This is a genomic window from Thalassobaculum sp., from assembly GCF_040219215.1.
Classification (GTDB): Bacteria; Pseudomonadota; Alphaproteobacteria; order Thalassobaculales; family Thalassobaculaceae; genus Thalassobaculum_A.
The window spans coordinates 1-20121 of record NZ_JAVJSX010000013.1 but is presented as its reverse complement, the minus strand read 5'-3'; the positions used below and the strand labels follow the sequence as shown (position 1 = coordinate 20121).

General features: G+C 64.5%; 12 protein-coding genes. 9 read left to right on the top strand and 3 right to left on the bottom strand.

The window, feature by feature from the left end:
* Nucleotides 1-78: 78 nt before the first annotated feature.
* The 7 genes from RIC54_RS12055 to RIC54_RS12025 all read left to right on the top strand — a co-directional run bounded on the left by RIC54_RS12055 (nt 79) and on the right by RIC54_RS12025 (nt 11827).
* Nucleotides 79-915: a transglutaminase family protein gene (locus RIC54_RS12055; protein ID WP_350097376.1), complete on the top strand. Its 837-nt coding sequence runs from the start codon at nt 79-81 to the stop codon at nt 913-915.
* A 57-nt stretch (nt 916-972) separates the two neighbouring features.
* Entirely contained in the window at nt 973-3495 is a 2523-nt protein-coding gene (locus RIC54_RS12050; protein ID WP_350097374.1) for a type VI secretion system Vgr family protein, read from the top strand.
* A gap of 158 nt (nt 3496-3653) precedes the next feature.
* The gene (locus RIC54_RS12045; protein ID WP_350097372.1) at nt 3654-6185 is read left to right on the top strand and encodes a type VI secretion system Vgr family protein; all 2532 of its coding nucleotides are present in this window, start codon (nt 3654-3656) and stop codon (nt 6183-6185) included.
* 172 nt (nt 6186-6357) lie between these two features.
* On the top strand, nt 6358-8898 hold the full coding sequence (locus RIC54_RS12040; protein WP_350097370.1) for a type VI secretion system Vgr family protein: 2541 nt from the start codon (nt 6358-6360) through the stop codon (nt 8896-8898).
* A 91-nt stretch (nt 8899-8989) separates the two neighbouring features.
* Nucleotides 8990-9604 (top strand): DUF3540 domain-containing protein, encoded by a 615-nt coding sequence (locus RIC54_RS12035; protein WP_350097368.1) that lies wholly within the window; start codon nt 8990-8992, stop codon nt 9602-9604.
* A gap of 13 nt (nt 9605-9617) precedes the next feature.
* On the top strand, nt 9618-11474 hold the full coding sequence (locus RIC54_RS12030; protein ID WP_350097366.1) for a tetratricopeptide repeat protein: 1857 nt from the start codon (nt 9618-9620) through the stop codon (nt 11472-11474).
* Nucleotides 11471-11827, top strand: coding sequence for a hypothetical protein (locus RIC54_RS12025; protein WP_350097364.1), 357 nt, complete (start codon nt 11471-11473; stop codon nt 11825-11827). Before RIC54_RS12030 ends, RIC54_RS12025 begins: the two co-directional genes overlap by 4 nt.
* Nucleotides 11828-11831: 4 nt before the next feature.
* On the opposite strand, the gene RIC54_RS12020 is transcribed toward RIC54_RS12025, so the two are convergent.
* Genes RIC54_RS12020 through RIC54_RS12010 form a run of 3 tightly spaced genes read right to left on the bottom strand, consistent with a single transcriptional unit; the run spans nt 11832 to nt 16390 of the window.
* A complete protein-coding gene (locus RIC54_RS12020) occupies nt 11832-12236 on the bottom strand; it encodes a DUF4150 domain-containing protein (protein ID WP_350097362.1) in 405 nt (134 codons plus the stop codon).
* Between the two features lie 10 nt (nt 12237-12246).
* Nucleotides 12247-13329 carry a pentapeptide repeat-containing protein gene (locus tag RIC54_RS12015; RefSeq protein WP_350097360.1) on the bottom strand — a complete coding sequence of 361 codons (1083 nt, stop codon included), beginning with the start codon at nt 13327-13329 and terminating at the stop codon, nt 12247-12249.
* Nucleotides 13316-16390 carry a DUF2169 family type VI secretion system accessory protein gene (locus RIC54_RS12010; RefSeq protein WP_350097358.1) on the bottom strand — a complete coding sequence of 1025 codons (3075 nt, stop codon included), beginning with the start codon at nt 16388-16390 and terminating at the stop codon, nt 13316-13318. The genes RIC54_RS12015 and RIC54_RS12010 overlap by 14 nt, the downstream gene beginning before the upstream one ends.
* Nucleotides 16391-16630: 240 nt before the next feature.
* Between RIC54_RS12010 and RIC54_RS12005 the strand changes: the two genes are divergently transcribed.
* Together RIC54_RS12005 and RIC54_RS12000 are read left to right on the top strand one after the other, a co-directional pair.
* Nucleotides 16631-17137: an Hcp family type VI secretion system effector gene (locus tag RIC54_RS12005; protein WP_350097356.1), complete on the top strand. Its 507-nt coding sequence runs from the start codon at nt 16631-16633 to the stop codon at nt 17135-17137.
* Nucleotides 17138-17202: 65 nt separating this feature from the next.
* Nucleotides 17203-20034: a sulfotransferase gene (locus RIC54_RS12000; RefSeq protein WP_350097354.1), complete on the top strand. Its 2832-nt coding sequence runs from the start codon at nt 17203-17205 to the stop codon at nt 20032-20034.
* Nucleotides 20035-20121 lie beyond the last annotated feature (87 nt).

The window sequence follows — 20121 nt, the reverse complement described above, 5'->3', positions numbered from 1 at the left end:
ATACTGAATTCCAACAGATCGGGTGCATCCCGTGCAACATTCGGCCGAGCCAAGGTCCCACAAACCGGCGAGCGGGCGATGCCACGCGAGATCTGGGTAACGCACGAAACCATCTACGACTTCGATCGTGACGTGGAAGGGCTTTCCCTCCGCGCGCGCCTTAGGCCGGTCGACGACGATGCACAGACGGTTCTGGAAAGCGACGTGCTCTGCCATCCGCGTCCGGAACGTCGTTCCCGAAAGCTCGACACCGCCGGCAACCCGGTCGAACACCTGATGGTCACCGGCGCTCTGAGGCGAATCGAACTACGGGGCCAGAGCCGAATACGCTGGTCGCCCGACGCCCCCGCCGTCCGTCCGTGGCCACGACCGGACGGCACTGCATCGTCCGCGCCGGGATGGAGCCAGCCGGACAGCGTCATCTGGTCGTGGGCGCGCCGCGCCCTGCCCGACACGCTTCCGACCCGAGCCGATGTCTCGGCGTTCATGGAATTGATCGGATCGACCTTTACTTTCGATCCGTACGCTTCGGAGACAACGATCCCGGTTCCAGCGTTTTTTCGCGCCGGGAGAGGCGTCTGCCAGGACTACGCCCGTTTGGCAGCCGGATGCCTGCAAGCCCGAGGGCTTGAGACCCGCCTGGTCCTTGGATACCTGGTTCGCCACCCGGACGCCGGCCCCCGCTTCGAAGTGAGCCAGCCGCACGCCTGGCTGTCCGTTTGGGATCCCGCGGACGGCTGGATCGACATCGATCCCACCACGGGGTTCTCACCACCATCCCATCACATTACTCTGCGTCGCGGCCGCCGACTGCGCGATGTCCAACCGGTTTCCGGTGTACTGGTCGCCACTCCGCACGCCGCGCAGAGGCTGCAGGTTCGGGTTACTATCTCGGGTGCCGACGCGACATCATAATCGATCAACGATACCGCAAGTGCTCTAGCGGCGTGACGTTGGGAAGGATGATCGACCATGGCCGATGCCTATGTTCAGAGCCTGGAGTTCACAGTCGACGGCCAGCCATCCAGTACCTTTGCCGTCTTTCGGCTGACCGGACGTGAAGCTGTTTCGGAACTGTTCCGCTTCGACGTTGACGTTGTGTCGGAAAATTCCGGCATCGCTCTGCCCACGCTCGCCGGCAAGGACGCGACGCTGACCATCACGAGGCTGGGGCAAACCCGCAAGGTTCACGGAATGCTCGAGGGCATCGAGTTGTCCGGCATGACCCCGCAAGGACAATGCGTCTATCGAGCGGTCCTCGTCCCGCGCCTGCAGAAGCTTGCGCTGTCGCGGCAGAATCAGATTCACGGCACGACCACGCCGGTGTCGGTGCGTGAGGTCCTGTCCGATGAACTGTCGGCCAGCGCCCTCAAAGGGACTCCCGCCGCAGGCGTGGCCGGTCGTCTCAGCCTCAACGATTTCGAGCTCCGGCTGACCCACCCCTACCCGAAGCGCGATTACATCGTGCAGTACGACGAAAGCGACTTCGACTTCATCTCGCGGCAGTGCGAGCACTACGGCATCTTCTATTTCTTCACACATGACAGCGGCCGTGACGTTGTGGTGTTCGGCGATTCCCGCATCGCCTTTCCAACGGTGTCCGGCCCGGGGCGCCTCGCTTATCGCCCGGGCAGCGGCCTCGCCAATGCCTCTGCGGCTTCGGTGTTCCAGTTTTCCGGCCGCTCGACCCTCGTACCCGCCCAGGTCTGTCTGCGCGACTACAACTACCGGCTTCCGAACCTGACCCTGGATGTCGACGAGACGGTAGATTCCGACGGCCATGGCGTGGTCGTCGACTACGGGTCTCACTTCCGCACACCCCAGGAGGGACGGGATCTTGCCCGCGTCCGCGCCCAGGAGTTGGCCAGCCACAAGCTGTCGTTCCAGGGCCGCAGCGACAGCGTCCACCTGATCGCCGGAGCGGTATTCGACCTGACGGAACACTTCCGCAGCGACTTCAACACGGGCTACCTGATCACCTGGATCGAACACGAGGCCAGCCAGGCCCTGCCCGGCATCGCCGAGATTGCCGGGCCGGATCACCAGACCGCTTATAGCAACCACTTCGGATGTCTGCCGAAATCCGTGGAGTTCCGTCCCGCTCGAAAGACCCCGAAGCCCCGCATGGCCGGCCTGTCGAACGCCACGGTCGACGCCAGCGGCAACGGTCAGCGTGCCGAGATCGACTCCACCGGCCGCTACAAGATCCGCCAGCAATTCGACCAGCGTGGCGAAGGCGCCGGCCAGGCCTCGCGCTACATGCGAAAGGCCGAGCCGTATGGTGGCGCCAACACCGGCATGCATTTTCCCCTATTGAAGGACACCGAGGTGATCCTGGCGTGCGTCAACGGCGATCCGGACCGGCCGATCATCGTCGGCGCGATGCAGAACGAGCAGTACCCCAGCGTCGTGAACTCCCGCAGCAGCACGAAGAACCGCATGCGCACCACCAGCGGTGCATTGTTCGAGATCGACGACGGACCGGCCAGGGGTGGCGGAAGCGGCGGCGCTTCGTCGGGCGGAGCGTTGGCGCCACAGCGCGCGCTGGAGGGCACGGACGCAGCCTCTTCGGCAGTGCGGGGGGCGACCTCGCAACCCCTCGCCGGACAGCGGGCCGAGTCCGACATCCAGACATCTGGTGACTCAACGTCGTCGTATGCCCGGCTTCAGGTTACCGCCGGCACCGACAGCTATTGGCGGCTTGGTTCGGAGCCCACCGATACCACCGAGGACAGCCGGACCCCTGGCATGTCCGATATGGAAGGCGGCAGTTCTGCCGGCGCGGATGGGTTGTTCGAGTACAGCGCCGGCGACCGGACATCGCTGATCAAGGGCTCGAGCTACGCCCAGGTCGACGTCAATCGCCTCGACTACGTGGCCGGCACACGACGGATGAGCGCGGCCACCCACAACGCGGTCAGCAAGGGCCAGTACCAGGTCATCGCCAACGGTGTGAGCATTGAAGCCAGCACCGGCACCATCAGTGACAACTCCTCGCCTTCGGAAGCGGGCGCCGGCGAACTCGTGCTGACGTCGAAGAATGACCTGACCGAGAATATAGGCGGCTCCTACAATCAGAATGTGACCGTCGACAGCATCACCCGAACCGATGGCACGGAAGTCAGCCAGACCTGGGGCAGCACCGCTTCGTTCATGATGGGCAGCGCGATCTCGATGACATTGGGCTCCGAGATCACCATCAACCTGTCGTCGGCGATCAGCATCACGTCCGGGATCAAGTTCGAACTGTTTCTCGGCATCGCCTATGCCTTCCGGATCGGGCCGTCGTTCGAGCTGTCGACCAGCCCGGCCGTCGAATTGAGCGCCATCAGCGACATCACGACCAAGAGCTCAGAGATTCAATCTGTTGCCGCGAAAGTCGGTGCCGCACCGCTGCAATTGCTGACGTCGGCGGCCACCGTTGCGCAGAACGGAATCCAAGCCGCGGTCGGGAGCATAAAGGCCAAGGTCACCGGCGCCGACGTCACCGTCTGAGGAACGCGATGATCGGTCCGACGGGAACCCACAGGTGGTCGTTCGCACGCCCCCTATGCCGACCGACCAACAGGTATCGCTCCAAGCCGCTTCTCGCCATAATCGTTGGATGAAACAGTAATTGGCCCGGTAGTCGGCCTACAGCAAGGAGAAGGCTGATGGCCGATACCCATTTGCAGCAGCGCCTGGATTTCGTCGTTGACGGCCAGGCGGCCGACACTTTCACCGTGTTCAGAGTGCGTGGGCGGGAAGCGATCTCGGAGTTGTTTCGCTTCGAGATCGAGGTTGTGTCCGGCAATGGCGACCTGAACCCTGATGCGATCATTGGCGAACGAGCCTGCCTCACCTTAGGCCGCCTGCAACGATCCCGAAAAGTGTACGGCATGGTCAGGCAGATGGAACTGCACGACATCACGCCGCACGGGCAGTACATATACCGTCTGGTCCTGGTGCCGCGGCTGCAGATGCTGACGCTGACGCGGCAGAACCAGATCCACGGTACGGCGATCGAAGTATCAGTACGCGAGATTCTCAACGCACAATTGACCGCTGCCGACTTGAAGGGTGCGCCGGCGGCGAAGGTCTCCGGACGGCTCGGACTGAATGACTTTGAACTGCGGATGAGCCGCTCCTACCCGACGCGCGACTACATCGTGCAATACGATGAAAGCGACTTTGCCTTCATTTCCAGGCTCTGCGAGCACAACGGGATCTTCTATTTCTTTGCCCACGAGAACGGCAAGGACTCCGTGGTGTTCAGCGACTCCCGGATCACCTTCCCGGCAATCGACGGGCTGGAACAGATTCCCTATCGGTCGTCCCACGGACTTGCCAACGCCCGCTCGTCCAGCGTGTTCCGGTTTGTCAGCCGCAGCACGATGGTGCCCGCCCAAGTATGTCTGCGTGACTACAACTACCGGATTCCCAACCTGACGCTCGAAGTCGACGAAACAGTCGACGACAAGGGTCATGGGGTGGTTGTGGAGTACGGCGCCCACTTCCGCACTCCGCAGGAAGGCCGCGACCTGGCACGGGTGCGCGCCCAGGAACTGGCCTGCCGCAAGCACGTGTTCGAAGGCGCAAGCGACAGCGTGCAACTCACCGCCGGTGCGGTGTTCGACCTCACCAACCACTTTCACAACGACTTCAACGCGGGCTATCTGGTCACCTGGATCGAGCATGAGGCGACCCAGGCGATCCCCGGCATCGCCGACTTCGCCGGGGCGGACCATCAGACCTCGTACCGCAACCGCTTCGAGTGCCAACCGAAGAGCGTGGAGTTTCGGCCCGCCCGCGTCACCCCACGGCCCAAGATCACCGGCTTGACCAACGCGGTGGTCGACGCTGCCGGCGACGGCCTGCGTGCCGAGATCGGCCCTGCCGGTCGATACAAGATCCGCCAGCAGTTCGACCAGCGCGGAGAGGCCGCCGGCCAGGCCTCGCGCTACATGCGCAAGGCCGAGCCCTATGGCGGCGCCAACATCGGCCTGCACTTCCCGCTGTTGAAGGGCACCGAGGTGGTCATGGCCTGCGTCAACGGCGACCCGGACCGGCCGATCATCGTCGGCGCCATGCAGAGCGAGCACTATCCCAGCGTTGTGAACGCGCTGAACAACACCAAGAACCGCATCCGCACCGCCAGCGGCGCGGTGTTCGAGATCGATGACGGGCCGGGATCCAGCGGTGGTGGCGGAAACGGTGGTACCGGCGCGACGCTGGCCCCGCAACGGGCGCTTGAGGGAGCCGATGCAGCGGCGGCGCTCGTCGCCCCGGCAACGCAGGCGCTGACCGCACAGCGCGCCGAGTCGGACCTCCAGAGCTCCGGCGACGCGACCTCCTCCTTTGCCCGACTGCACGTCACAGCCGGCACCGACAGCTACTGGAGAATCGGCTCGAAACCGAGCGATGCCATGGAGGACGGCCGGACGCCCGATGTCTCGGAGGTCGGGATTCTCGGTGATGCGCAACCGGCCGGCGGCGCCGGTTGGCTCCAGTACACCGCCGGAGATCAGAGTTCACTGATCAGCGGTTCAAGCTACGCCCAGGTCCGAGGCGACCGCCTCGACGCCGTGGTCGGCACGCTACGGACCAACGTTGGCGAACACCGCGCCGTGAGCAAGGGCGAGTACCTGATCATCGCCAAGGGCGTCGGCATCGAAGCCTCCAAAGCACCGCTTACCGCCACCTCAGCCCCTGCCGAAGTCCCGGCCGGCGACGTCGCGATAACGGCAGCGGGCAATTTCACCCAGATCGTCATGGGGAGCGCCTCCGACCAAACCGCGGGCAACCGCGTGACCAAGATCCAAGGCACGCAGGTCAGTCAAACCTGGGGCAGCACCGCTTCGTTCTTCATGGGCAGTTCCATCTCGATGACGCTCGGCTTTCAGCTGTCGGTCAGCCTCTCGGCGAAAGTCGAAATCTCTGCTGCAAAGAAGATTGAACTTTCCATTTCCGACACATTTTCCATCAAGGCATCACAGAATATCGCTGCCGAACTGGGACTGGCGATCAAGTTGAATGCATCTGCCGAAGTCAAAGGATCGCTCGCTGATGTCTATACGGGTGTCGCCAACGTCCACGCGTCCGCAACCGAGCTAAAAACAACAGCAGCTCAGGTGGTTCAGAACTCAGTTGTGGCCGCCGCAGAATCCCTTAGGGCCAGGCTCGTCACCATCGACATGTCAATATAAGCGGTGAAGCCCAACTGATTGACCACCTGCTGTACCCCGCGCGAACCAACATACGTCGCCTCGCAGCCTTGGCCGGACAGTAGAAGGCTATCGTTCAAGGACCTGCGTTGCCATACTCCCCCGATTACCCGACGACCGATGCTGTGACCAAGGCACGCAGAGGAGACGGCGGATGGCGGATGCCTACGTCCAGAGCCTGGAATTCACCGTGGACGGACAGGAGCCCGACACCTTCACGGTATTCAAGATGCACGGGCGGGAAGCGATCTCCGAGCTGTTCCGGTTCGAGATCGATGCGGTGTCGAGCAACGCCGATCTGGCCTCCGCCGCTGTGGTCGGCCAGGGCGCCTGCCTGACCCTGTCTCGCCTCGACCAGTCCCGCAAGGTCTACGGGATGGTCGAACGCCTTCAGTTGCGCGGCATCACGCCCCAGGGCGAGTACGTCTATCGTACAACCCTGGTACCGCGCCTGAAGAAGCTTGCGCTGACGCGGCAGAACCAGATCCACGGCACGACCGCCGAGATGTCGGTCCGCGAGGTCCTAAACGACGAGTTGACGGCTGCCGCCCTGCATGGAGCGCCAGCCGCCAAGGTGTCGGGACGGCTCGGGTTGAACGACTTCGAACTGCGGCTGACCCACACCTATCCGATGCGTGACTACATCGTTCAGTACGACGAAAGTGACTTCGCTTTCATCTCCCGGCTCTGCGAGCACTACGGGATCTTCTACTTCTTCGCCCACGAGAACGGCCGGGACGCGGTGGTGTTCGGCGATTCCCGGATCACTTTTCCGTCGATCGAAGGACCGGGCAGCATTGAATACCGCCCGCCCAGCGGCCTCGCCAACGCCGGTGCCGCCAGCGTGTTCGAGTTCGCAAGTTCCACTTCGTTGGTGCCGGCGCAGGTGTGCCTGCGCGACTACAACTACCGGATCCCCACTCTGACCCTCGAGGTCAACGAAGTGGTCGACCCCGACGGCCACGGCATCGTCGTGGAGTATGGCGCGCATTTCCGAACACCGCAGGAGGGGCGTGACCTCGCCCGGATGCGCGCCCAGGAACTGGCCAGCCGAAAGCTTGTATTCGAAGGCGCCAGCGACAGCGTGCATTTGACCGCGGGGGCAGTGTTCGACCTGACGGACCATTTCCACAGCGACTTCAACACCGGATACTTGGTCAGTTGGATCGAACACGAGGCAACCCAGGCAGTGCCCGGAGTCGCCGAGTTCGCCGGGCCGGATCATCAGACATCCTATCGCAACCGCTTCGAGTGCCTGCCAAAATCCGTGGAGTTCCGACCGGCCCGGGTTACCCCCAAACCCAGGATCGCCGGCCTGACCAACGCCGTGGTCGATGCCGCCGGCGCCGGGCAGCGAGCCGAGATCGATGCCTCTGGCCGCTACAAGATCCGCCAGCAGTTCGACCAGCGCGGCGAGCCCGCCGGTCAGGCCTCTCGCTACATGCGCAAGGCCGAGCCCTATGGCGGCGCCAACACCGGCATGCACTTCCCGCTGCTGAAGGACACCGAGGTGATCCTGGCCTGCGTGAACGGTGACCCCGACCGGCCGATCATCGTCGGCGCCATGCAGAACGAGCAGTACCCGAGCGTGGTGAATGCCCGCAGCAGCACGATGAACCGCTTGCGCACCACCAGCGGCGCGCTGTTCGAGATCGACGATGGCCCGGCCTCCGGAGGAGGCGGCGGAAGCGGCGCTTCGTCGGGTGCGGCGCTGGCGCCGCAACGCGCGCTGGAAGGCCAAGCGGGGACCTCATCGGCCACGCCCGGGGCAACGACGGCACAGCACCTGGCGTCGCAACGTGCCGAGTCCGACATCCAGACCTCGGGCGACGCGACATCGTCCTACGCCCGCCTCCAGGTGTCGGCGGGAACCGATAGCTACTGGCGCCTGGGTTCGGAGCCTACCGATACCACCGAGGACAGCCGGACGCCGGACATGTCGGACATCTCCGGTGGCAGTTCGGCAGGGGCCGGCGGGCTGTTCGAATACACCGCCGGAGACCGGACCTCGTTGATCAGCGGGTCCAGCTACGCCCAGGTCGACACGAGCAGCCTTGAGTATGTAAAGGGCAACCGGCGGATGAGTTCCGCCAACTACAACACCGCGATCGTCGGCAACCATCATCACATCGCAAAGCAGGTCGTCATCGAGGCGACCAAGGGCAGCATAACGCCGAACTCATCGCCGGACAGCGGGGTGCGCTCCGCCACCGGCGCAGGCGACCTGGTGCTCAAATCCGCGAACAATTTCAAAGAAGTCGTTGGCGGCAGCTACACCCAATCGGTTGCTGGTGACGGTATAACCAGGACCAATGGGACCAAGCTCGGTCAGACCTGGGGCAGCACCGCCGACTTCATGATGGGCAGCGCGATCAAGATGACCCTCGGCAGCACGCTGGTGGTCAATCTAGGTGTCACCACGTCGATCATCGCCGCCGTGAAACTCGATGCCGTCATCGGCATGGAATACAAGCTGCGGATCGGGCCGGCCTTCGAGACCGTGACCAGCGCGAAGGTCGATATCACGCCGGCGCAGATCTCGGCCGCGGCATCGACTGCTGCGACAAGGGCCGCTGAAGTGTGCACGAACGCGATGGTTCTCTATGCTCAGTCGGCAGTTGTCCACCAGTCGGGGATCGTGGCCGCCGCGGGCGCCATGAACGTTGCCGCGAGAGCCATGACCGTGCTGACGTGATACCTTGCGGCCTGCCGGCGCCCCGGCCCGCCAATCCGACTGCGTCCGGCCGTTCGGGCGACCGGACACGACTGGTTCGAGGAGCAGAGCAATGGATGGAACCCTACCGACCAGCCTGACGCGGCAGACCTCCGAGGATCAACCGCTGCCGTTCGTCGCCGTCGTGGTCGGGATCGACGGCGACCGGCCGGTCATCGAGTTCAACGCCCGCATGGTATCCGCCCGCCTGGCAGCCAGCTGCCTGCTGCAGCCGGCGGAGGGCGACAGCGTCCTGGCGGTCCGGACCGCCGCCGATGTCTTCGTCCTGGCCATCCTGGAACGCCGGTCCGAGACCGCCGCCACGCTCTCTGTGCCCGGCGCCGACTCCGTGACACTGGCGCAGCCGCAGTTGGCATTGCGCTGCGACACCCTGGAGGTGGACGCCAAGCGGACCACCCTGCGCAGCCAAGTGGCGCAGGTGGCCGGCCGCACCTTGAGCGCTGTGGCCGAGCGGCTCGATGTCGTCGCCCGAACCCTGCGCCGGTCGGCAGATCATGAGTTCAGCCACGCCAAGACCGCCTCGCGCACCGTTGAAGGCGCCGAAAACATTACCGCCGGCGAAATGATGCTCGAAGCCCGTTCGGCATTGTCGCAGCGCGCCGGGATTGTGCTGGTCGATGCTCGCGAGGATGTTCGGGTGAACGGCGAACGCATCACCATGGGCTGACGCAGTGCCGACCATGCTACGCAGCGATCCATCCGAGATCGCCGCCGGACATCTTGCCGCCGGGCGGGTGGCGGAAGCCAAGGCCATCTACGAACGGGCGTTGCGCACCGATCCGACCCATGTGCGCGCCCTCTGCGGCCTGGGAACCATCGCCCTGCGCGGTGGCGAAGTATCCCGTGCGCTCGAACTGATCGGTCATGCCGTTGCCATCGCCCCGACCGACGGGAGCACGGTTGGAAACCTTGGCGTAGTCTATCTGGCCCAGAACAAGCTGGCCGAAGCGGAGGATTGCTTCAGGCGCGCCCTGGATCTGGAGCCGACCCAACCCGACCTCCACGCCAACTTCGCCAGTGCCCTGCTGGTACGCGGTGACCGTCAAACCGCGCTCAAGGCCCAACGCCGTGCCGTCGAGTTGGCTCCTGAGTCTGCAACACAGCGCTTCAACCTGGGCAACATGCTGGTTGCGCTGGGACGTCCCGTTGATGCGATTGAGGTGTACGAGGCAACGCTCGCGATCGAGCCGGATCACGTCGGCGCTCTGAACAACCTATCGATCCTGCACAAGCAGGCCGGACGGCTCGACGAGGCGGAAGCACTGCTCGACGAAGCCCAACTGCGCGACCCGATGAATCCGGAATTGATGGCGAACCATGCCGACATCCTGCTTCAGCGCGGGCATCGCGATCAGGCATTGGAAAACATGCGGCGGGCGGCCGGTCTGGCACCGGCGAACGCATCGCTAAACCTCGCGCTTGGTACCATGCTGCTGGAGCTCGGCCGACTCACCGAGGCCGGGCAGGTGCTGTCTGGCGCGACACGCGGAGCGCCGGACAACCCCGACATCGCCCTCGCGCTGGGTCGCATGCTGCGCCGGCAAGGCCAGCTCGACGCTGCACAGACCGCGGTCGAGCGTGCCGTCAAGCTGAGCGCTACTCCGGGTGCTGCCGGAGCCGAGGCCGCGGAACTGCTGTTGATGCGCGGCCGGTATGAGGAGGGGTGGGCCCGGCTCGATGAACTGGCGCGTTTGGCCCCAACGCCGATCGCTGAACCTGACCTGAGGGAACCGTCGGATCTGGCGGGAACCGAAATCCGCCTGATCGCGGCCGACGCGGCCGCCAGCCTGTTTGCCGCCCGCTTCATTCCGGCGCTGGTCAGGCACGGCGTTGTCGCCACGGTGATCTGCCCGCCAATGCTCGCGCCGTTGATGGAAGCCCTATCGGCTGTGACCAAAGTCGTGCCGTCAGAGCATCTGGATTTCACAGCACTGGCTGGCGACGGTGTTCCGACCGTACTGATGGACAACCTGCCACGTCGGCTGCGCGTCGATCCCGGTTACCCGGCAGCCGATGCACCTGTTTTTGATGTTCGCGCCGATGCCAGCCCGGCTACATCCGATGGACGCCCCCGCAAGGTCGGCATCTGGTGGGAAGGCCCCGGCCCGGGACCGGATATGCTCCAGGCGTTGTCCGGACTCGACGGTGTCCAAACGGTCTCGCTTCAATCCGGGCCGTTGCGCGCCTACGCCCAGGACGCGCTCAGCCAATTCGGGATCATCGATCAGGGCGGAATGATCAACGACTTTCGGGACCTCGCCGAAGCGATCCTGTCCGTCGATATCCTTGTCACGCCGGACGGGCCCGTTGCCCATCTCGCTGGCAGCCTGGGCGTCGAGACCTGGGTTCTCGTCGGTCGTGATGGGTCCTGGTACTGGTCCAACGGTGCGCAGCCATCGCCGTGGTATCCGACCAGCCGGACATTCCGCCAGTCGGTGGACGGGACATGGGCCGCCGCGCTCGATGCTGCCCGCGCCGCGCTGGTCACGCCCGATCAATCGGCGACCGCTCCTTCCCCCACCGGAGAACCGGCATGACCGAAGCCTGGTCGCCCCTGCTCACGGAACCGCCGGAGTTCGCAGGACCGCTGCTGTCAGGGCTGCGCCTTGTGTTGCCGACACTGTTCAACGCCGCCCTGCAGGCTCCGGAATCCGCAACCAAACCGCACGCGATGCGCCTGAACGTTGCCGATGATCCGACTGCAGCGGTCACCGTGGTCGGCCACGACCTTCGACGTGCCGAGTACGGTCCGCGAGATGCGCTGTTTCTGGCTTTCAATGGAGACGCGCAGTTCAGAAACGGGGCGTTGCGGGTCTCGGGCGAAGCCGTTCTCGACTTGGCGACCAACGCGATCCTGCGCCTGCACCTGACCGAGCCGGTCGCGCTCTAAGCCGTCAGCTTAGAACCATCACCGTCGGTTGCGCCGGGCTGATCGACATTCCGACCATGTTCGGGCTCATACCGTTGTGGCCCGAAATATCCAGCATCCGGGTCACCGGCGACACACCCTGGATCACCTTGAAAGACGAGGAGTAGTTCCGGCTGGGCCCCATCACCATGCCGGTCGCCACGCCCAGGTTGACGCCGGCGTTGTCACCCATGGTGACAGGCTGAGTGGTCAGCAGGTTGTGGTTCGGCATCATCATCGTGAACACATTGAACACGGTCGGTATCGAAACCGGACGCATTGAGAAGTTCGGATAAGGGATCGGCACCGGAACGACGGCGGGCGTCAGGCAGACGTCCGGAAACGCGAAGCCGATGGCCGGGATTGGTCCCTGTGCGTTCAAGAATACCACCGGCCCTCCCCTAGCGCCGCTGCCGGCGCAGCCTCTGGTCGACCGCGACCGGATCGTACAGTTCCGCGATCTCCCGATCCCGGTCGGTACCCAGCATGGTCGCGCGTCCGTTACCATGCGCCACCGGCTCGAACGTGGCGGCGTGCACGTTCAGACGATAGACGTTGGCGCCCGACAGATCCACCGCGGTCAGATCGGAATACGAGGCATCGGCGTTGGTCAGATCGGCCCCACGGAACCGCGCCCCCCGGGCCGACACCGATTTGAGCTGGGCCAGTTCCATCCGGCATCCGTCGAGCACCACGCCGTCGAGGGTCGCGCCGTCAAAGATCGAATAGGACAGGTCCATCTCGGCCATCACGGCCCGGGTCAGATCGGCCTTGATGAACAACGCCATCGGCGCGCGGGCCCCGGAAAGAGTGGCGCTACTCAGCACCGCCTCCTGGAAATTGCATTGGGTCAGTTCGGCGCCCGACAGATTGGCACCGACGAAGGACGCCTTCATGAAGTTGCAGCGGGCCAGCGTGAGCCCAGACAGGTCGAGCCCGTCGAGCTGCGCCTCCATCAGCATGACGGTGTCCAGCCGAACTCCCCCCAACGGGCATTCGCGCAGGTCGGCGCCGGTGATCATCACCCGCTCCAGATCGGCTCCGGTCAGATCGCAGCGCTGGAACCCCGCCTCCAGGATCGCGCATCGCATCAGACGAGCCCCCGCGAACGACGCCCCCTCGACATTCCCCTGAACGATCGTCATGGCGTCCGCGGAGACCCGGTCGAAACGAGCGCCGGTCAGCCCGCACTTGAGGAACGCCGCTTCGTTCATCGAAGCGCCATCGAATCGCGCGCCGGAAAGGTCACAATCGACGAACTTCGCACCCTTCAACGTCGCTTCAGCAAAGCTCGCCCCTACGAAACGGCACTGCAGGAACGTCGTGCCGTCCGTACAAACACCCGACAGGTCCACCCCGTCGAAGGTGCACTCGAAGAAGGTCGACGCCGGCAGCGACCGACCGGCGAACGTCCAGCCGACAAACGACTCCTGGAGGATCTCCCCGTCGTAGCTCAGAATATCGTCGAGCTCATCCGGGAACATTGGCAGCCCGCATCAGGTTGGTTCCCAGAGAATTGACCCCCGTCAGATCGCAGTACGTCAGGTTCGTCTCGTCGATGTTCGCGCGGTAGAGATTGGCATGCCGCAGGCTGGCTTCGCGCATGTCGACGCGGCGCAGAATTGCCTCCGCGAACGTCGCCGCACCGGCATCGGCACCGACCAGGATTGTCTCGACCAACACCGCGCCGCGCAGCGATGCCCGGGTCAGGCGCGCGTCGGTCAAATCGACCTTGCCCAGGTCGGATTTGTCCAATTGTGCCGCGTGCAGGTCCACACCGATCATACTGGCGGCATTCCAGCCGGATCGCAGAGCCACCAGGTCGCGCATCACCGATCCATCGTAGACTGCCCCGCCGACACTGCCGGTATCCGAGAAGTTCGCGCCGGTGTAGTCCCCATCACGCTGCTTGCAGGCGACCAGCGCGGAGCGGGCAAACACTGTGCCGCGCGCCGACAAACGCTCCATCGACGCCTGCAGGAAGATGCACCGGTGGAACTCCGCACGGTCGAGAATCGCCTCGTCGATCGTTGCGGTCATCAGGATGACCTTCGTGAACCGCGCATCCGCCAGATTGGCGCGCGTCAGGTTGGCGTTGAGAGCAATCGAGTTCTCGACCGTGGTCGCCGATAGGTCGGCCTCAACCAGGTCCGCCTCGATCAGGCGGGCATCGGTCAGGTCTGACCGATTGAAACGGGCGCCTTTGGCCGAGACTTTCGACAGATTGGCGCCGCGCATCGCGCAGTCCGAGAACGTCGCGCCCGTGAGGTTGGCGCCGGTAAACACCGCGTCCTCCAGGTTCGCGCCCCGAAAATCAGCGTTGGTCAGATCGGCTCGTTCGAACTGCGCGCCGCGCAGGTCGCGTCCGGAAAAGTCAACGCCGGCAAGCACGGCCCCGGCCCAGTCCCGGCTGGTCAGGTCGCCTCCTGCCACCAGGCATTCCCGAATCATCTGACCCAAATACGTCGACGCCTCGAGGCGCAGCGGCTCAAGCGGCGCCAACGGCACGGGACTCATCCGACGACCGACCAGGAAGCCCTCTTCAAGCTTGACGGCTGCGTCCGCAATGCTGTCCTGCACCTGGGCCAGCGCTGCCTTCTCGTCCATGACCGTTGACGAGGGCTGCGCGTCCATCAACGGTTTGATCATCCCGGACTGCGGTCCCAGAGCGTCGATCTTCGTGCCCACCGCGGCCATCGCCTCGCTCGCGGGACCACCAAGGCCAAGCTGCTGGAGGAAAGCATCGACCCCTTCAGGGTCACTCGCGTCCGACGGTCGTTGCGGCGGCTCGACCTGTCCCCCGGCCGTCAGGTCCAGTCCGTTGATCTGATCCAGCATCGGCGCCGTCATCCGACCTTCCGGGCGTCCCTCGGCCCGGGCGCGCAGCGCGGCCTTCTCGTCATCCGACAGCGGTCCCTCAACGGCGCGCACCGCCTGGAGAGCAGCGACAATGTCGGCGAACGGATCGTCGGCCGGCTCGGACGCATCGGCGGGAGCAATCTCCTGGCGCAAGGCGTCCAGGGTCGGCATGTCGCTCGGCAGCATCGACGGCGAGCCATCCGCCGGCGTCGGGAACTTCGCAGCGGCCAACCGGATCTTGGCGGCGCTGGCGGCGTCCACGAGGCTGCCTCCCGGGCCGGCCACCACACCGGCGGTCTCGCTCAGCAGGGTGGCCGCCTGCTGTTTGGCGTTCGCGATCTGCTGATCGCCGTATGCCTTGAGATTGTTGAGGGCCTTCGACAAGCCCACCATGTCGACGTCCATGCGCTCTATGTCGCCGGGTGTGATCGTCGGCAGTGCAACCGGCAGGCGCGGCTTCGGGATCGAGCCTGGAAGCGGCGGCAGCGCCCCGGCTGCCTTGTAGGCTTGGGCAATCATTGCCTCGACCCGCTTGTCCCATTTGTCCTCGCGCTCGGTCGCGAGGGTTTCGCGCTCCGCCGCCCGGTCAGCAAGGTCGGCTTCGGGGATATCGGGGCGCAGCGGCTTTTCGTCGAAGAAGCTCAACGCCGCGGTTTCAGGATCGGTTCGCGCCCTGAGCGTCTTGGCGTAATGCTCCACCGAGCGCCTCGGCTCCTCCAGGCGCTCATACGCCAGCAGGATGTCGGCCACGTCCTTGCCATCGATGTCGGCAATCTCACACCCGCCGCGGTAGATCACCACACCTTTCAGTTGGCCGGGAAACAGCACCACGGTCTCGCACCGCATCTCCGTCTCGGTCAGCGTTCGCTGGCCGTCACGCTCATGATTCAAAAACGACCGGACCCGCATGCCCGGCAGACGGCTTTCGATCACCGGGTGGTCCGGATGCATCCCGGCAATGCGAATACGTTCATCGCCGACGAAGAACCCGGTCGTCCACTGATCGGACGGAACGGTGTTGTAGAAGGCCCAGTCGAAATCGACCGCGTGGCCGGGGTAGTGGTTCTTCAACCAAGCGTCATCATAGGTGCCCGCATAGCGCTGCCGAGCCGGCACCATGACGTCCATTGGCGCAACGCCGACCGGGTCAGGCGCGTGCCCGACGTCCAGAATCAGGTTTGCCGCGTCTTCAATATTCGGCAACCGCACCACGCGCCCCTCGGAGAGAGCTGCTTGCGCGGCGTCACCGGTGCCGGCCGGGTTCGCGGCAAAGTCGGGACCGCCGAACGCGCGCTCCCACACCAGCGGCATCCGCTCGAACGGCAGCGGCTTCGTGAACACCGCGCCATCGTTGAACAGTTCCCAGTGCCGATCGCCAAAGACGGTCAGGCGCTTGCGCACTGACCCGACCGAGAACTCCACCGCCATCTGCGTCACCGGTTGCCCACCGGGGGCCGCAGCATCGCCGATCACCACCACCTCGCCCTGCGGCTTCGGCATGCCGACGTCGAGGGGCGTCGAACCAAGCGCAGCGGCCGTCATCGGCCACATCTTGGTTTCCAGATCGAAGTCGCTCGGATCGAGAAGGTCAAAGTAACCCAGTGCGGTCACAAAGAAGTAGACCTTCGGCGGTTCTCGTTGAGCCCGGTTCAGGAGGCCAAGCCGCATGGGTTTTACGATCGTCATCCGCTCCTCGTCGTCGGCACCCGGGCGTTGACTCGACCATGCCAGAGCCTGTCCAAGGCTGCCAGATACTTGACTCGATTGCGCACCTTCGATCCGATGCAGATGTCAGAATCAGACCACATTACACACTTGTCATGAAACTAGGCTTCAAGACGCAAGAATTCTCGCTAAGTATTATGAGCACGAACGTCAGGCACTGAATTTCGACCGTGACCAGCAGACGAAGAGGGAGAACGACAAATGCCAATACCTGCTTATTTGACGCTGAGTGGAGCCAACCAAGGTGACATGTCCAGCGGAGCTTCCGGCGCCGACTCCATCGGCACTCTGTCCAAATCGGACCATGAGAACGAGATCCAGGTCCAAGCGTTCAAGATGAACATCATGGTTCCGAAGGACCCGCAGTCCGGTCAGCCAACCGGCCGCCGGGTTCATACCGGGATCACCTTCACCAAGGTGTTGGACAAGTCCTCGCCAATGATCATGCAAGCTCTGTCTACCGGCGAACAGATCAAGAAGGCAATATTCAAGTTCTTCCGCACTTCATCGAGCGGCACTCAGGAGCAGTACTACACCATCGAACTCGAGGAAGCGTTGATCACCGACGTTACGCCGTGGTTCCCGAACGCTCTGGACACGTCGAATGGTTCAATCGGTCACATGGAAGACGTCTCGATCTCCTACAAGAAGATCACGACCACTCATGAGGTTGCCGGAACGTCCGGCGCGGACGACTGGAACGCCTGATCGACAAATCCGACAGGGTCGGAGCCGCCGGGCATACTCGGCGGCTTCAACCTGTGGGTTGAACGATGGCCGCCCCTGAAACCCACGCCGAAGCCCAGGCTCGCTATCGCACCGGCGACCTCCTTGGTGCGAAAGCCCTGTTTGAATCAGCGCTCGCGGACGACCCCGGCCATTGGGCCAGCCGGCACGATCTGGGATTTCTGCTTCGCCAGTTGGGGGAGCGTGCCGGCGCGTTTCATCATATCCGGGCATCCATTGCCCTGGCGCCGGAACAGCCCATCGGGTGGACCACGGCGGGGTTGCTGATCGGTGATGCCGGGTCGTTTCAAACGGCGCGCCGTTCGATTGATCGTGCCCGCCTCATCGCGCCGGCAGAGCCAACCGCCCTGATCGCGCAGGCCGATCTGGTGGATGACGACGAGTGCCCGACTTTCGCCGCACAGTTGTCCGCGCGCCTTCGGCAACCGGACTTGCCGGATCGATTGCGAGCGCGGCTGCTGCACGCGCTGGGCCGGGTTCTGGACCGCCTTGACGACACCCCGCAGGCGTTCGCCGCGGTGTCGGCAGCTCACGCGATACGACGGCGGAGCCAGCCGTACGACCCGGCCGGTGACACCGAGTTCTTCGCATCGATCCAGGCGGCCTGCGGAACACGTTGGTGGGATCGCCCCGGATACGCCGGCCGCTCCGACGTACAACCGATATTCATCGTCGGCATGCCCCGGTCGGGCACCACGATGCTTGAGCAGATGCTGTCGCGGCATCCCGACGTGACCGCCGGTGGCGAGACGTTGATCCTGCAATCCCTGCTGTTCAGTGAATTGCCTCGACGCCTGAACCAGCCGTTCCCGGAGTGTCTGGCGTCTGCCACGCCCTCCGACTATGCGTGGGTTGCCGCGCGCTATGCGGAACGGATGCAGGATCGGTTGTCTGGGGCTACCCTGTTTACCGACAAGCTGCCGGCGAACTTCCTGCTCGCCGGCCCGATCCTGAAGATCTTTCCCGATGCACGGATCCTCAATCTGGTCCGGAATCCCCTCGATACCTGCGTTTCGTGCTACCTGACCGACTTCGCTCTCGGACACAACTACGCCACCGACCTCGCCGACCTCGGCCATCATTTCCGGCTGTATCGGTCCCTGATGGCGTATTGGCACGGGTTCGGCGATCCGCGTCTGCTGGACATCGACTACGAAGGATTGGTCGCCCAGCCTGAAGCCACCCTGACTTCTGCGCTCAGCCAGTGTGGCCTCAGCTGGGATCCGGCCTGCCTCGACTTTGATCGTGCGTCCAACCCGGTGAACACCGCCTCGTGGCAACGTATCCGTACACCATTGGACGCAGCCCGAACCGGCCGCTGGCGCCGCTTCGACCGCCATCTCGGCCGCCTGATCGGGTCGTTGACGAGCAGCAGCCAGGAACACGGGGACCATGCCCGACGGGCCCTGGTGTGGGAACCGGACCTGAAGGAAGAAGCCCTGGCCGTGCTTGAAGCATCGGCCGGCTTACGCGGCCGCGACGAAACGGCCCGTCAACTCGCCCGTCTCTTGCCGTTACTGGCCGCCGATCCACGAAGCCTGCTCCGGGCGGCCTCATCGGCCGAACGGTATGCCGAGTGGGCTCTCGCCCGAACATTCCTGCGGGCCGCGGCGCGCATGGCGCCCGGCGTTGCGGCCGTCCACACCAACCTGGCGGTTGCCCACGGTCGTCTTGGCGAAACGGCAGCCGCCACCGACGCCCTGCGCCGCGCCTTGTCGCTTACTCCGAATGCACCGGAGGCAGCATCGAACCTCGGCAACTTCCTTGCGCCGCGCGACTTGCCACGGGCAGCGACCTCGCACCGCCGCGCCACGATGATGGCCCCATACGATCCGGGACTCTACGTGAACCTGGGTATGACGCTGATGCGCAATGCAGGGACGGCCCCTGGCACCGAACGAGCGCTGCACCGCGCCATTGCACTGGATCCCGCAAGCCAGTCTGCCGGGCTGTCATTGTATCACCTTGAAGCGGTGGCCGAGCACCCCGAGGGCGCCGTGTTGCGGTTGGATCGCCTGCGCTGCGCCCACCCTACGGTGGGTGAGGTGCACTACGAACGCGGATGCGCGCTGCGGGACGCCAACCGTGACAACGAGGCAACGGAGAGCCTCCGGCGCGCCATTGTCCTGGCCCCGCAGTTCACCGCCTGGCGGCATGTGCTGGACTCGCTTACCGGCCACGCCTCGCGCGCCGCTCCCATCGACTACGTCCGCGAGTTGTTCGACCAGTACGCCGAACGGTTCGATCATCACCTGACCGAGGGACTGCGCTACCGCACGCCGGTGGCGCTCAGTGACGTTGTCGGCCGGGCCGATCCGCTGCGCCGACGCTTCGGCCGGGTCCTCGACCTCGGCTGCGGCACCGGGTTGATGGGTGCAGCGCTGCGCGACCGCTTCACGCTCGATCACCTGACCGGCATCGACGTCTCGGGCGCCATGCTTGCAAAGCTGGTTGAGAAGGGCGGCTACGATGCCACTGTCGAAGCCGATATCGAGACGTTCCTGGAGCGCCCGGACAGCGGCTACGACCTGATCGTCGCCGCGGACGTCCTGGTCTATTTCGGCAGCCTGGAGCGGTTGATTACCGGTGCCGGACGCGCGCTTGCCCCAGGGGGAATTCTCGCCATCTCGGTTGAGGAAGGAACCGGTGCGGCACCGTTCGAACTGAAACGGCATGGTCGGTACGCGCATCGCCGCGACTACATCGAAGCGCTGGCAGACGCCTGCGGGCTCAGCATGTCCCTTTCCGAGACGGCCGAGCTTCGCGACGAAGGTCGTCAGCCGGTTGTCGGTCTGCTCATGGTGCTAGAGCATTTTCCGATCACTCACGGTCATATCCGGCAGCAACAAAGTAGTTGAGGCACTCGACCGGGGAGAAGGTGTCGATGGCGCGGCCGATGGTGTCCCAGAGATCGTCGATGGTCCTCGGCGCGTGCTTCTTGAGGA